Source organism: Pseudomonas sp. PB106 (assembly GCF_009764645.1).
Lineage (GTDB): Bacteria > Pseudomonadota > Gammaproteobacteria > Pseudomonadales > Pseudomonadaceae > Aquipseudomonas.
Genome location: NZ_RWIM01000070.1, coordinates 57,042 through 72,228 on the forward strand (window position 1 = coordinate 57,042; position 15,187 = coordinate 72,228).

At 59.3% G+C, this 15,187-nt stretch carries 9 protein-coding genes and 1 pseudogene; 6 read left to right on the forward strand and 4 right to left on the reverse strand.

The window, feature by feature from the left end; genetic code table 11:
* Positions 1 to 228: 228 nt before the first annotated feature.
* Complete coding sequence (locus EJA71_RS09360; protein WP_158956195.1) at positions 229 to 5,031, forward strand: dermonecrotic toxin domain-containing protein; 4,803 nt, start codon at positions 229 to 231, stop codon at positions 5,029 to 5,031.
* Between the two features lie 55 nt (positions 5,032 to 5,086).
* Here the strand turns inward: EJA71_RS09360 and EJA71_RS09365 are convergent, their stop codons facing one another.
* Positions 5,087 to 5,356: a PepSY domain-containing protein gene (locus EJA71_RS09365; RefSeq protein WP_122595801.1), complete on the reverse strand. Its 270-nt coding sequence runs from the start codon at positions 5,354 to 5,356 to the stop codon at positions 5,087 to 5,089.
* 151 nt (positions 5,357 to 5,507) lie between these two features.
* Here EJA71_RS09365 and EJA71_RS09370 point away from each other — a divergent pair, with 151 nt between their 5' ends.
* Entirely contained in the window at positions 5,508 to 6,533 is a 1,026-nt protein-coding gene (locus EJA71_RS09370; RefSeq protein WP_158956197.1) for a FecR family protein, read from the forward strand.
* Between the two features lie 55 nt (positions 6,534 to 6,588).
* Here the strand turns inward: EJA71_RS09370 and EJA71_RS09375 are convergent, their stop codons facing one another.
* The gene (locus EJA71_RS09375; protein ID WP_158956199.1) at positions 6,589 to 8,934 is read right to left on the reverse strand and encodes an acylase; all 2,346 of its coding nucleotides are present in this window, start codon (positions 8,932 to 8,934) and stop codon (positions 6,589 to 6,591) included.
* A 273-nt stretch (positions 8,935 to 9,207) separates the two neighbouring features.
* Here EJA71_RS09375 and EJA71_RS09380 point away from each other — a divergent pair, with 273 nt between their 5' ends.
* Positions 9,208 to 9,585 (forward strand): fe2+ zn2+ uptake regulation protein, encoded by a 378-nt coding sequence (locus EJA71_RS09380; protein ID WP_158956201.1) that lies wholly within the window; start codon positions 9,208 to 9,210, stop codon positions 9,583 to 9,585.
* Positions 9,586 to 9,603: 18 nt separating this feature from the next.
* Here the strand turns inward: EJA71_RS09380 and EJA71_RS09385 are convergent, their stop codons facing one another.
* Together EJA71_RS09385 and EJA71_RS27350 are read right to left on the reverse strand one after the other, a co-directional pair.
* Positions 9,604 to 9,792 (reverse strand): hypothetical protein, encoded by a 189-nt coding sequence (locus EJA71_RS09385; RefSeq protein ID WP_158956203.1) that lies wholly within the window; start codon positions 9,790 to 9,792, stop codon positions 9,604 to 9,606.
* 58 nt (positions 9,793 to 9,850) lie between these two features.
* Positions 9,851 to 10,231: a hypothetical protein gene (locus tag EJA71_RS27350; protein ID WP_178113673.1), complete on the reverse strand. Its 381-nt coding sequence runs from the start codon at positions 10,229 to 10,231 to the stop codon at positions 9,851 to 9,853.
* A gap of 125 nt (positions 10,232 to 10,356) precedes the next feature.
* Here EJA71_RS27350 and EJA71_RS09390 point away from each other — a divergent pair, with 125 nt between their 5' ends.
* From EJA71_RS09390 to EJA71_RS09400, 3 genes and pseudogenes are all read left to right on the forward strand, one after another.
* Positions 10,357 to 11,613, forward strand: coding sequence for an MFS transporter (locus EJA71_RS09390; RefSeq protein WP_158956205.1), 1,257 nt, complete (start codon positions 10,357 to 10,359; stop codon positions 11,611 to 11,613).
* 13 nt (positions 11,614 to 11,626) lie between these two features.
* Positions 11,627 to 12,757, forward strand: a complete 1,131-nt coding sequence (locus EJA71_RS09395) for an acyl-protein synthase (RefSeq protein WP_158956207.1) — start codon at positions 11,627 to 11,629, stop codon at positions 12,755 to 12,757.
* Position 12,758: 1 nt separating this feature from the next.
* Positions 12,759 to 15,160 (forward strand): annotated as a pseudogene (locus EJA71_RS09400) (acyl-CoA reductase).
* The last annotated feature ends 27 nt before the right edge of the window (positions 15,161 to 15,187 follow it).

The following is a 15,187-nucleotide window of genomic DNA, read 5'->3' on the forward strand; positions in this document are numbered from 1 at the left end:
GAAGCTCCAGAATGATTATTGGAGGGAACAACAGCGTACGGACAACCGCGCCCCGATTAACCACGCCGAGCCGGTAGCGTGTCAACCCTCGAGTCGGCGATGGGTACGTTGGCACACTCGGCCGTCGTCCATGCGATAACCCTGTACCACCTGCAGGCATCCACCAGCCTTCAGTCTTGAGCCTTTACCCACCGGCGCCTGCGCAGGCGCCTCGCTCGAGACATCACGATGACTACCACCGCGCCGCTGTTATTTGCCGAAATACTCCACTCCCCCGGTCTGTGGAAAGCGCTCGGAAAAACCCATGACCTTTCGGAAAAAGACTTCCGCTGGCTCGCGCACATTGCCCTGCCCACCCACGCACTGCGCAGCGCGCAGACGCCTCCGTTGTTCGCCGAGTCGGTTCTGCTCAACGTCGACAAAGAACCGCCAGTGCCGCTGGCCGGCGCGTTCATTCTCAGCGCCACACCCGACGAACACGCCCATTTGCTCTACACCCCGTACGACGGCATCAAAAAATATGACAGCCGTGCAAGCCTGAAAGAGGCGCTGGAGAAGCGGCTCAAGGGCATCGATGAGGAAAATCGTCTGCTGGCGTTCATGGCGTTCTCCCTGCGTCGCCGAGTGGTCGACGCCGAAGCAATCACGCTGACCTGGAAAACCATCGAAGGTGAGGTTTTCGATGCACAGAAGGACGCGCTGCTGCACATGCGCCAGCTCAACGCCCACGCCATGGTCGACGAATTGCAGCGCGTTCCTTCGCTGACCCTGATGCTGGAGCAGGCACTGGATAAATGGCTTGAACCATCATTTGGCAAACTCGCCCAGCGCCATACGAGAGCCAGCCTTTACACGCTGCCAGACCCGGTCAGCGAACCCGATCAAACCTCGCGCTACTGGCTCGATTCCATGAGCCTGAGCGAGGCAGTACTGATGTTCTATCGCCAGGCGCAGTGGCCCGCGAACCAGCAGCATGAGTTTTCCAACCCGGGAAAAACCCCGGCCAAGGAGGATCAGGCGAAGTGGGAGCAGGCCGTCATCGACGTGGCGAGCAAGTTGCCGGCGTTGTTATTTGAACAACTGGAGAACTATTGGGACGCGCCGTCCACCGAGGGCACTTCGCGACGCGGCTTTTTCGCCAAGGCCCTGGCCAGTCAGGCGCGTACCGAGTTGCTGCTCAAGCGCGAAGCCGAAATCATTACCACAGCGCAGTTCAACACCCTGCACCTGATCATCCAGCCGATCACAGAGAGCCCCAGGCCAACGATCGAAACCGTGCACGTCTGGGAGCATGAAGCCAATTATGTCGAGCCCGCCGGTTCACTGATGCTCGGTGATACCCAGGCATTTCTGTACACGCCCTCCTCGGGCCTGCAAGTGCTCGCCGACTATCAAGACTTGAAAGACACTGTGCTGAGCAAATTCAGGCAGCGCGGCCATGAAGATGAAATGTATGCGCTGCTGAGCCTGGATGAGCGCATGCACTTTCAGGGCTTCGACCAACCGAATGTGTCTGGCGAACGGATCGCCGGCGACATCTTCCAGATCTTGTTCGAGGCCATCATCACCAAGCAGCGGGCCAACATCCTCTATGCGTTGCAGGTGTTCCGCCACAGTGAAGGCGCGGTGGATATCCATGCGCTGTTCGACAAGGCCCTCGATATCCGCGCGATGGTTCACGAACAGTTGCTGACACTCGACAGCCACGGGCGCTGGAGCACACGGCCGGTGTTTTCCGGCGTTCAGCAGCCGTCCAGCGTGCTGGCCGATAGCGCTGCCCTGGCCGCCAAGACCTACACCAGCGTCACTGCTCAACTCGACAAGGTATTCAGCGCCCAACCCAACGCCACAGCAGATGAACAGCGGATTTACCTGAATGAACTGGCGGAAAAATGGGCGGACGCCTTGTCCTTGGGCATCCGCGCAGAGGTGAAAATGAGGCGCTTGCAGGGCAGCCTCACAACGCTCGACAAGGCCATTGTCGAGACCGTGTTCGATGCCACTGACCGCAGTCGTCGGGCACGCAACGCACTCAACGGTTTTCGCCCCGATGCGTATGCAATCACGCTCCAGGTGCCCGGTGTACAACAACTGCTGCCGCTGGCTGGGTGCTTTTTTTTGACCGAACGCGGTGGGCTCGATGAGCAGCACTCCGGGCGCGCAATTATCTGGACAGCGTCGATGGGTCTGGAGTGTTTTGACAATTTACGCATCGCGCGCCAGGCCTTGAGTCGCCGGCTGCAAGACAGCGCCAAGCGCCAGGTGCTCCTGGAAAACCTGGCGCCCGCGCAATGGCGCGCTGCCCAGCATTATGAACTCGGGCCGATGCGCCTGATCGAGGAAGACCTGCTGAACAACCGTGTCAAATCGGCCATCGAGCACTGCCTCGCTCACGCGCAGCAACAGCGCGAGCGCATCAAGGACTCGAACCAGCAGGCCCATGCGCTGAAGCAGCTCAAGCGCACGGCTCACTTCACCAATCTGCCACGGGCAGCCGAACTGGCCCGGGCCCTTCATCAGCAACAAACGTTGCCCGCGTGGCTTGGAATGGCGCCGCTCAAGGAGCAGCAATTGCACCTTGAACTGTTGGAGCAATGGCACAACAGCGTCAGTGACAACAAGGATTATCTGGACGGTGTTCCCGGCTTGACCGCCTACGTGAAACAACGCTTGAAGTCATTGCTGGGCGCCCGGTTCCCTGGGGAGCACCTCGACCCGGGATTGATCGAAGTGACACCCGATCTCGCCTTGGCGGGACCGGCGCGCAGCCTTGCCGACTTTGCCCTCAACCACATCAATGTGGCCCAGGCTACCGGCTTCAAAGTCGCGTCGAAAACGCCCAAGGCACTGCCCGCCAGTCTGGATCAGCAAGCGGTCAGGCAATTGCTGCTTTCGCTGAACATCGCCTCGACGTATGCCGCCAAGGTGTCCGAAACATTATCGGAGGCTTCATCTGAGGGCATTGTGCGAAGACAGCGTTTTCTGCGGCAATTGCCGTGGCAATTGCTGCAGCACGCACACGCCCTGAAACTGCAACAGCAACTGTCCGACCGCGCGTTCGACTTCATCTGTCAGGTGCTGGACATGCCCGATGCCCTCGCCCGCTCTAGCGTGACAGGTGCCCATGCGCAGGTGTTGCCGCTGTCGCTGATCAAAACCGCAGGTGCCGACGCGGTGAAGACCTTGGGTCTGTATGTCATCCGTCCGGGCAGCGATCACTCAGGGCCGCTGGTGCTCTATGCGCCCTATGCCGAAACGGTGTTCCAAGAGTTCGAAAACGCCACGGCACTGATTGCCGCATTGAACACGCCGGGAGCGTTGCAGGAGTTACTGCTGCGTCGTCTGCCGGCTTCGCAGCAAACGGGGTTTCGCAATTTGCTGCAATCCAGTATCGGTGAAACCAGTGAAATGACCCTCGCCACCCACACGCTGAGCGGCAACCTCTTGGGCCACCTGTTCAACGACAACCTGCGCCTGCTTAAGCAGTTTCTCGGCTGTCAGGCGCAGAGCCATGCGCAGGCGGATTGGGAAGCGGTAAAAAATCTCCTCGGTGAAGGCATCAAGCGCGTGGCCGGCCTGCTCCCGGGGAAACTCGCCTACGTACCGTTTCTCTGGCAAGCCTATAAAGACTTCAAGGACTCGGCGGAGGATTTGCAGAATCATCATTGGAAGCGCGGCCTGCGCTCGTTTATCGACGGCGCGGTGGGCATGGTCAGCTTCGGGCGCCTCGCACTGGATGATGAAACGGCGAAAAAGTCGCCAGTCACCGCAACGGACAAGGAAAAAGCCTTACCCGCCCCTTCAAAAAAATTCACACCGGACTGGAAGGACATCAAACCGACTGCGCCGCTGCGTACTCAGTTGCAACCGTTCGAAGCCAAAGGCGTCGCCCTTGCGGACATGAGCCACGATGCGCAGAAAGCGATTTACCTCGACCTCGCCAGCAAAAAGACCTATGCCGCGATTGATGGCAAGGTCGTGCGCGTGAAGAAAAACGGCGCGGCGTGGCACTTGTACGATGGCAAAGACCTCGGTCCGGGCCTGCGCAAACAGGACGACGTCCTGATACTCGACCCCAACGTGCGCACGATCCGCACCGGCAAAGCCCTGTCGAAGTTGAGAGGCCGTGACAACAGTCTTGGTTCTGCTCACGAGGTGCTGAATATTCAAGCACGCGGCATGAAAGAGATTCGCCGCAGACACCCGGAAAAGGCCTGGATGCTGGTGCAGGCCGTCGACCTCGCCCAGTTTTACGCCTTCAACAGCCTGCATAACCTCGCTCAAATGAAAAACAGGTTCGCCAATTCGCGGCTGGAGACTTTTTTCAAATCCTTTTTCGACGTGCCATCCGCCGACACCAGTCTGCTCGGCAAAATCCACGAGGCGATCGTGCCGATCTGCAATGCATTGGTCGATCCCACCAATGACCTGATCAACACAGATCGTTTCGTCATCGGCTCGAGCAAGTTTCCTCAGGCGCGAATGGCAGCCTTCGTACTCGACGATACCGATAAGGATGTGCATTTCACCGAGCGTTTTTTCGAAACGCGCCTGGACTGGTACAAGACCAGGTTGATCGAGCCTTTCAACGTTGACGGGCATGCCCAGGCGGCAACCCTGATTCACGAATTCGCCCACCTCGTCTCAAAGGCCGAGGACATTGCCATGGTCGAAGCTCGCCGCCCTTTCGCCGACCTGATCTCGACCACCACCGCGAAAGGACTGGAACTCAAGCAGGCGCAACAAGAGTTCCAGCGTGAGGCGTTGTCGCTGGCCACGCCGCGCGAACAGTTGTTCAAGCGCTGGGACAGTGAGGATCAGCAATGGATCAGTCTGGACAAGGTCGAGGGACTGGCCGAAGCCGCCGCCTGCAGGGGAATACTGGAGGCAACGGTGAGCCCTACGCTGGCCGAAGCCCGCAACGCCTTTCTTGACCAGAACACGCCGGATGCGCGGATCCGAACGATCCTGCGCAACGCCGATTCAGTGGCGATGCTGATTTGCGAAATGGGCCGCCAACTCGACGTATAGGAATTTTGCCGAAAAAAAAGCGCAGCCCCAGGCCGCGCTTTCTGGCTGATGGCGATCAGTCTTTCTGATCGCGCAACACGTTGCCCGATGCGCCATCAATGCGGAACTCATAGACGACGCCGTCGGCCTTGCGGCCCTCGCCTTTCCAGTAACCGTTGTTGTCGGCTTCGATCTCGTAGACCTCGACGTAACCCGCCTTGGTCTTGACGATCTCGATGGCCTTTTCGATGGTGACCCAACCGGCGCCCGGCTTGTCCGCCATCGCGGCACCGGCACTCAGCAAACTGGCGGTAGCAATCAGCGCCGCAAACGTTTTTTTGATCATTTTTTCACTCCATTTGTGGATAGTAGGCATTCGCGTCCTGTTTTTTGGGCGTCGGGGGTGAAAATAAGTTCACTTTGATGGGTAAATGCCATGACGACTGTTCTCGGCAAAGACTTGCAAAGGTTAGAATGCGCGAAATCAGGACGAGTCGATGACCCAAGACACCCTTTCGGAAGCTGAATACGATGCGATCACCGATGCCGCCGCGCATTGGTGCATGCGTCTGCACGCCGTGGATTGCTCTGCTCAGGAACGTGCGGATTTCGAACAGTGGCACGACGCACATCCGCTGCATGCGTTCGAGTACGAGGCCATGCTGGAAATCTGGGACGTCGCCGAACACTTGCCGCGCCCGGACGCTGGCCCGGTTGGAGCGAATGCCCCCGCCAATGGGGTGGCGATCGGCAAGCCTGTCCGCTCATGGCGGCAGTACGCCGTAGCAGCCGGCGTCTTTGCGCTAGCCCTGCCTCTGGCGGCCTACACCGGCTGGAACCTGGGATGGCTGCCCAACAGCTACGAGCATTTCGAGGCTTCGGACAATGTTCGACAGGTCACCCTGCCGGACGGCAGCCAGCTCGAACTGAACCTGAACACAGAGCTGAGCTTTAGCAACTACAAAGACGAACGCCGCGTCACCCTGAAAAAGGGCGAGGCGTTCTTCACGGTCAGTCATGACGTCAGCCATCCATTCATTGTCCATGCCGGTGAAGGCAAGATTCGCGTGACCGGCACCCGATTCAACGTCTGGATGTATGAAGATCAGGTGCGGGTCAATCTGGTCGAAGGTTCGGTGCTGGTCACCAGTAACTCGGCGTTGCCCGGTGATGGCCTGCGTTTGGGCCCGTCGATGCAGGCGCGTTACCAGCATGGCGACTACATGCCACAGATCAGCCAGACCTACCCCAACGACAGCGCGCTTGCCTGGCGCAGCGGCAAACTGGTGCTCGACAACCTGTCTCTGCACGAAGCCATGCCGCTGATCAATCGCTATCTCGAGACACCGGTGATGCTGGCCGACAACGCTACTGGTGGACTTCGCGTCGGCGGTGTCTACAACATCAAAGAGCTGAATAACCTGGTCAAAACATTGCCCAAAGTGCTGCCGGTCTATCTGACGCGCAACAAGGAAGGCAATCCGGTGATCAACTCGATGCCGCAACAACCCTCCAAAAGCTGAAGGCCGCGCCTCTTGCGAGGAGCGGCCTTCTGTTTGTCTCGGTTGATGTCAGTGCTTATTGCGCCGCCACCTCGCCCTTCTTGTTCAGCGCCTCGCGCACTGTTTGCAGTTGATACTGCGGATCTGCCTTGATCTGCTGCTCAGTGAACGGCAGCACACTCCATTGTTTCTTCGAGAACGCCTGGGTCTGATCGCGAGAGTATTTCGAGGCCGGATCACTGGACAGCGAGAACGCCAGCAAGCCCTGTGCGTGCGGCCCCTTGTCATCGAACGTCACCACTTGCAGGTAGCTGGTGCCGCTGACCACTTCGAGTTTGCCATCTTCGCGCGGAACGCTCTGGATCGCGTTGTAGATGCCCAGGGTGCCCGGCCCGCCGTGAATCGGCGTCTGTTGGCCGCCGCTGCTGACCACCTGAATATCGCCCCAACGGGTGTCAGCCTTCAGGCCCATTTTTTCCGCAGTTGCCACGGACGCCAGCATCGCTTCACGCAATGCCTTGGCGACCGGCCCCTGTTCAACCGCCAAGCCGCGCGGGGTGTTCTGCGGATCTTTGGGATCGAATGCCACTCGCCATACGTCCGGCGACTCCTGCAACGTTTGCATGATGTTCTGGAAATACACCAGACCCAGGCCGGAGTCGAGATTGGCCCGGCCATCCCACTGCTTGAGGCTGACACACACCGGTTTCAATGCCGAAGCGTCGGCGCCCAGGTCCGCTGCGCAGAATTTCAACAGGTCCGGCATGACTTGTTTAGCCAGGTAAACCTGATCATCCATGACCATCTGTTGCAGATCTTTTACCGCCAGCGTGCCTTTCTGACTCAGCGCGCTCAGACGATCCAGGGCAAAGCGCGAACGCAAGCCCAGTGGCTGGCCGTCCTGGCTGATAAGCGGCGAGAAGCCCGTCAGCGGTTGCGCCGGGTTGGCCAGCCACGCCGAATCGTTGGAGTGCTGGACAAAGTCTTTGCGCAACAGCTGCGGCAATTGGCTGGAAGCGTAGATGCCCTTTTGCGCTGCTTGCGGATCAATGTCCCAGGCGCAAGCGCTGTTGGAACCGTCCAGCACAATCATGCGCAGACCGGCACGCGGATCGCTGCATTTGGCCAGCTTCTCGGCGTTGACGTTCGGCACCACCGACAGGTTCATGTACAGGGTCTGGCCCTTGTCATCCACCGCCAGGGTGTTGACCCACGGAATGCCCTGAATTGTGTGCACCGAATCCTGCAGGTCCTTGAGTGTCGAGGCCTGGTTCATCGCATACCACTGTTTGAGCACGCGATCATTGTCCAGGTTAGCGTCGCGCAGGCTGTAAGCGAACTGGTTGTCCCAGTCGAGTTTGCCGGGCCACTGCACGATCGGGCCGAACTGCGAGCTATAGATGTCTCGTTTGACCGCTACCACCTGACCGTCAGGCTGTTTGACCTGCACAGTGACCGTCTGCTTGTTCAGCGGCAGCGACTTGCCGTCGAGCATATAACGCGTCGGATCCTTCGGATCGAGTTGCAGGCGATACAGGGTGAAATGCTTGGAGGAATCGACGGTGTGCGTCCAGGCCAGATGCTGGTTGAAACCAATGTTGATCATCGGCAGGCCCGGCAATGCGGCCCCCATCACATCGAGTTTGCCGGGGATGGTCAGGTGCATCTGATAGAAGCGCATGCCGCCGACCCACGGAAAATGCGGGTTGGCCAACAGCATGCCGCGACCATTGAAAGAACGCTCGCTGCCGACAGCTACGGCGTTGCTGCCACGATCCAGCGCAAAACGTTGCTGACGGGCGTCAGCCAATTGGTAAGCGCGAGCATCGCTGCCCGATTTCGCGGTGGCTTGCGGTGGCGTGGCCCCGGCCAACGCTTCGGCGAATTGCCCGACGCCACCTTCCACCAGCAGACGCCGGGTCAATTTGACCAAATCTTCGGCGGCAATGTCGCGCACCCACTCGCCCTGGCATTGCTGCGGCAAACCCTGTTGGCGGCGCTCGGCGAGAAACTGGTTGTAACCGGCGGCGTAGCCTTCCACCAGATTGCGCACTTCCAGCGGTTGCGCCTGCCAGAACGACTGCACCGCTTGCGGGGTGTTGAGCCAGGTGAAAAACACATCGCTGACGCGGTTTTCACGCTCCTCGACGGTGAACTGGTCCGGCCCGAAAAACCGCGAGCGCTCGCCGTTGACCGTGACGATTTCGTTGGCCAGCAGACACAGGTTGTCCTGCGCATAGGCGTAGCCGATACCAAACCCCAAGCCTCGTTCATCCTGAGCACGAATATGCGGGACGCCAAACTGGGTACGGCGAATGTCTGCACCGGTTTGCGCGGCGGGACTCAATGCATGCGCCGACAGGCTCAGCCCGAGAAACATGCCGGCAAGTGCCAGCCCGGTTAGCTGCCTTGAAATAATCACGCTCGCTCCTGATCGAAATAGCCGAAGGCGCGCAAGTGTGCGCCGCCATCACAAATGCCCGCGCGAACACGCGCAGAGGGCCTCTCCGGTAAACGAATCAGGGGAAAAAAAATTAGCCCGGCAAAGCCCGAAATAGCGGCGGATTACAGGGAAAGGACGAATTGGCGACAAATTTTCTACATCTTTTCTTTCATGATTTGTCGAGCTGATACGTCTTGTTATGAGAGAGCACGAAAAAACCTTTCCCGATCAGGCTCTGAAAGGAGTAACCGCATGTACAACTCGCAACTACCAACGGAAGGTAGCCAGGCCCCACAAGGAGCTTCGATGAGCAACCACGCGAGCGATTTCGGGCAACACGTCGAGCGTCATGGCAATGAACGCATCCGTTTGCTGCTCAAGAGCTTTGGTCTGCGCACCAGCCTGATTCGCCTGAAGGTCATCGATGCGCTGCTGGTCGCCGCTCAGAGCGACCGTCGACTGGGCGTACGTGGCGTACACAGCCAATTGCTGGATCTGGACATTCCATTGTCCTTCCTCAGCGTGCGCGAAGTGCTCAAGCGTCTGTGCGCAGAAGGTGTGATCACCTTCAACGCGGACAAGAGCTACAGCCTGCACCCACAGGCTGCAGCCGTCCTCAACAACGACTGAAGTGCGTGATGATCGCCGTCAGGGCTTGACCTTGCGGCGCATCACAGCGTTGATCACCACCACGACCACCGCCACACCGATGGCGACGTACTGAAACGTCTTCTGACTGATCATCCCGGCGTTTTGCAGCCAGGACAGGCCGAGCATGGTCGCCAGTACGCATAGGGCAATCAGAATCGAATATATCAAGCGTTGCTTTTGGGTCATTGCGGCTTCCTGAAACTTTGAAATGTATCCGGTTTGTATCGATTCGCATGCCATGCACTTACCCTTTCACGGGGATGCGCCGGCACAAACGGGGTCTCATGTTACAGCCGCTGAAGAGTTTTGGCTTCATGGCGGCGTAACCATGAGGATTTTTGAAATGCTGCGTCGAATCACTTGGCTGATTCCCTTGCTGGCCATACTCACCTTGAGTGGCTGCATCATTTTCCCCCACGGCGGTTGGCATGGTGACCACCATCGCTACGACGGCGGCGGGCCTGGTTATTACCATCGATAGAACAGGATTGTTCGCCTTGCGCCATGGCTGATGAGCCTTGACGCCGGGATCCGAAAGATCATTCAAAGCGCAAACGATGCCCGCCACCCGGCGGGCATTTTTTTTGCGCGAACATCTGCCCGCCAGATCGTTACCTATATTCATGTGGATGTTTATAAACACGCTGTAAGTATTTGAAATCTCATGTCGCAGCGCGACGTTAGATTCTGCATGCGTGTACCTCTAGTCTCTGCAAAAGCCTTTTTGGAATGTTAAACACAAGGACGTCTATGCAGAGCACATTAATAAACATCGAACGAAGGCACGCCATCGGCTTTTGCCTGGCTGTCGCCCTCTTTGAACTACTGACGTACATGGCCAGTGACATGATCATGCCCGCCATGCTGCAAATCACCGATGGGTTCGCGGCGGATCCACGGCACGTACCGAACGCATTCAACCTGTATCTGCTCGGGGGCGTTTGCCTGCAATGGCTGATCGGCCCCCTGTCTGACCGCTTCGGCCGGCGACGTCTGCTGCTGTCGGGCAGCGCACTGTTTGCCCTGGCGTGTGCCGGTGCGATGCTCACTCGAACCATCGAAGCCTTCAATGTGCTGCGCCTGATACAAGGCATGGGCCTGGGTTTCGTGGTGGCGGTCAGTTATCCGGCATTGCAGGAAGTCTTCTGCGAAGCCGACGCCGTCAGACTCATGGCGCTGCTCGGCAATGTCGCGCTTCTGTCGCCACTGTTGGCCCCGCTGCTCGGCAGTGTGCTGCTGGAATGGCTGACCTGGCGTCAGTTGTTCCTCGGCCTGAGCTTCGCCGCCACATTGGCGTGGCTCGGCCTGTTTATCAGCATGCCGGAAACCGTTGCCACACCGCGCCGGGATGGTCGGTTGCTGGCCCCCGTCGACTTCACCTTCAAACACCTGCGACAGCGTTACTGCGCCTTGTTGCGTAATCCGCGGTTTGTCTGCGCCAGCCTCGCGTTGGGGCTGATGAGCCTGCCGTTGATCGCCTGGATCGGTCTTGCCCCGTTGCTGTTGATCCGTTTAAACGGCTTGACTGCGATGGCGTACGGGCTATGGCAGATCCCGGTGTTTTCAGCGGTGATCGTCGGCAACCTGATTCTGCATCGATTGCTGCCCACCTGTGCGCTGCCCAGATTGATTCGCCTGGCTTTGTGGCCGTACTGCTGCGGACTGCTGTCGCTGCTCGCCAGCGCCTTTGTCGACGGCCCACTCGCCTGGACGGTCGGCGCGCTGGCGGTTTATGCGGTGGGCCTGGGTATGAGCAATGCGGCGCTGTACCGCTTGGCACTGTTTGCCAGCGATGACAGCAAAGGTCTGATGTCGGCCATGATCGGCATGCTTTCCATTGCCGTCATGGGCGCTGGCGGTGCTCTCATTGCAAGCGTCGGCGGTGGCGACAGCCTGCATGTTTTTGCGCTGTGGGCAACGGTCGCCGGATTGCTGTGCCTGCCCTTTCTGCACCGGGTGTTGCGCGATGATTCGCGCGCGCCTGACTCCACCCCCTCTACTCAATAACGGACTATTGACGATGACTTCATTCCCTCACGGTGATGCGCTTTGCGCTTTACCGCACCCCTATTGCGCGGAACGCGTACCACCCGGCCTGTTTGATCGGGCCATGGGTGAAATCTGCCATTTCCACAGCCAGCACACACCGGGTTACGAACACTGGCTCAGGGCCAATGGGTTTCGCCCCGAAGACCTGAACAGTCTTGAAGACTGGTCACAATTGCCGCCGATCTTTGCCACCTTTTTTAAACAACAATCGATCCTCAGCCCGACAGGCGAACAGGCGCTGGAATTGACCTCATCGGGCACCAGCGGCCAGAAAAGCCGTATGCGCTATGACGAACGCAGCTTGAGTGGCGCGCAGTTCATGGTTGCACGGATTTTCTGCCATTACGGCTGGAATACCCCCGATACGCCCTGCAACTATTTGCTGTTGAGCTATGAGCCGCAGGGTGAGATCACCTTGGGTACGTCCTACACCGATCAATTCCTCTGCCGTTTTGCCCCGGCCAATCGTGTTATCTACGCATTACGCAGCACGGGCGACAGCCACCAATTCGACGTCTTCGGCGTGATCGCCGCACTGCAGTCCTTTGCTGAGGAAGGTTTGCCGGTGCGGATGTTCGGTTTCCCGGCGTTCCTCTGGCAGGCCCTGCAACACATGCAGGCCACCGGGGTCGCCGACGTGCAACTGCCAGCAGGTTCGCTGGCCTTTTTTGGCGGTGGCTGGAAAACCCAAGCGGCGCAAGAGATTGCCAAGGCGCAGTTCTATGCCCGCATCCAGCGGCAATTAGGTATTGACCCCGAGCGTTGCCGCGACGGTTACGGTGCGGTGGAACACGCAGTGCCGTACATCGAATGCGCTCAGCATCATTTTCACGTGCCGGTCTACGCCAAAGTCTTCATACGCGACACCGCGGATCTATCCGTCCTAGGTTATGGCCAGCGTGGCCTGTTGGGGTTCGTGTCGCCGTACATCTCGTCCAGCCCGGCCCACGCGGTGATCATGAGTGATCTGGCGACGCTGCATCCCGGCGCTGCTTGCCGTTGCGGATTAAGCAGCGACTGGTTCGAACTGCATGGACGTGCCGGCACCGACGCGGGCAGAAGCTGCGCCATGGCCGCCGCCGAATTGCTGGGGAGGCATTGATATGTATTTGATCGATGGACAACTGCACCCGCAATTCAGCTTCGATACAGCTTTGGACCTGCTCGAGCAAACATTGGCGCAGCACCTCGACACCCCGTTGGCGAGTGACACAGTCATCAGCGCGGCGAGGGGGTTCGCCCAACGGTTGCAGGCTGATGCGACATGGCTGCCGCTGGAAAATGAACAGCGTCAGGCATTGATCGACTTCTGTCAGCCTGACGCCCTGCGCACCAAGCTCGAACGTGAACTGGGCTTACAACCGCAGTCCTTGCGGCGCCTGGATTACCGCCAGTCACGTTTCGAGGCCTGGGCACCATTGGGCCTGGTCGTGCACATCACGCCGGCCAACGCGCCGCTGCTGGCATTCTGCGCAGTGATTGAAAGCCTGCTCGCCGGCAATATCAACTGGCTGCGCCCGAGCAGCAGTGATCACGGCCTGACCGCGCAATTGCTCAGCGGGTTGCTGCAATGCGACCCGAGCGGTCAATTGCGCCATTACCTCGCGGTGCTGCCAGCCACGACCGCGCACATCGGTCGCCTCTGCCGGTTGGCCAATGGCGTCTCGGCGTGGGGCGCAGAAGCGGCGCTGCAAGCCATTCGCAGGCAAATCCCGCCAGGGTGTCGCTGGATTGACTGGGGCCACCGCATCAGTTTTGTCTACCTGACGCCGGACGCCGTTGGCGATGCAGTTTTGGATGCCATGGTCGATGAAGTCTGTCGCCTCGATCAGCAAGCCTGTTCCAGCCCGCAATGGTTGCTGGTGGACAGCGATGATCCGCAGGTGCTCAGGGCAATCGGCGCAGCCCTGGCCAACGCTTTCGAACGACGCAGCGGACATTGGCCAGCGCTGGCGCCGACGGATCAGGAAGCGGCACAAATCACCACACACACCACGATGGCGCGGCTGAGCAAGAGTTTTTCCGGGCTGACTGGCGAGGTATGGAGCGCGCCGGGCTGGCGACTGATCTGGACCCATGACCGGCAACTGACACCCTCCCCGCTGTTCCGCACGTTACTGCTCAAACCGTTGCCCCGCGCACTGATCAGCCAAACGCTGCTGCCCTGGCGCAATGTGCTGCAAAGTTGTGCGCTGGCGTGTCTGCCGGCGCAGATCGGCGAACTGTCGCGAACGCTGATCGCGGCGGGCGTGACGCGCATCGCACCGATACAGGCGATTCACGACGGTTACGCGGGCGAACCCCATGATGGTGTTTACGCACTGCAACGCTTGAGTCGGCGCGTCTCGGTCAGTTTGACTGCGAGCGATTTGCCCACGCATGCAACGCTCGACCGGCCCTCCGCTGCGCTGCATTTGATCGGGTTGCCGATCATGGACAAGGACAGGTTTATCACGCTGGCACCTTCACCTGCGGCGCAATTGTTTTTCCGCTCCGGCGGCAGCAGTGGCACACCCTCCCTGGCCGCCTACAGCTATCGCGATTTTCAGCGACAGATGCGCGCAACCGCCGACGGTCTGTTCGCCGCCGGCCTGGACGTCACGCGGGACAAAGTGATGAACCTGTTTTTTTGCGGCGGGCTCTACGGCGGCTTTTACAGTTTTGCCAAGGTGCTGGAACTGGCCGACGTCGCGCATCTGCCCATGGCCGCGCCCGCCGACGATGATTACAGCGAGATCGCCCGACTGATCGTCGAACAGCGCGTCAACGTCCTCATTGGCATGCGAGCACCGTGCACCGTTTGTTCCTCAACGAGGAGCAACGCCTGCGCGACTATGGCGGCATCGACAAGGTCTTTCTCGGCGGTGAGCACATCAGCGATCCATGTCGCGATTTGCTCCTGCGCTGTGGTGTGCGCACGCTGCGCTCTGCGGTGTACGGCAGCGTCGATGCGGGGCCACTTGGGCATGCGTGCACCGCCAGCGACGACGGCGTGTTTCACCTGATGAGCGATATCCAGCACCTGGAGATTGTCGCGCTGGATGAAGACGTGGCGGTCGCTGGCAATGAAGTCGGGCGGCTGTTGTTCACGGCAAAATTTCGTGAAAGCCATGCCGTACAACGTTACGCCGTCGGCGACACGGGTCGCTGGCTTAGCGGTCCCTGCCCTTGCGGACTGACGTCGCCGCGCTTTGAGCTGTTGCAGCGACACGGTCGACTGGTGCGCATCGGCACCGACTTCATTTGCCTCAAGCAACTGGCCAGCCACCTGCAAACGCCGTTTCAGTTGATTCTGGATCACGCGCCCGATGGCCTGGAGCGCATGCGTTTGCGCTGCGACCTGCGCCCGGCCGACGCCCTCGCCCGACTTCAGCCCTATACGACACTGACGACTTTGCTGCGCAGCGGATTGCTTTGCGTGGAAGTTGAACGCTGTGAGCCGATGCAGTTCAGCACAAACCAACATAGCGGAAAGATCCCGGAATTGATCGATGCGCGTCGTTGAACGCGCCCGCCTCTCAGGAGAGACCCT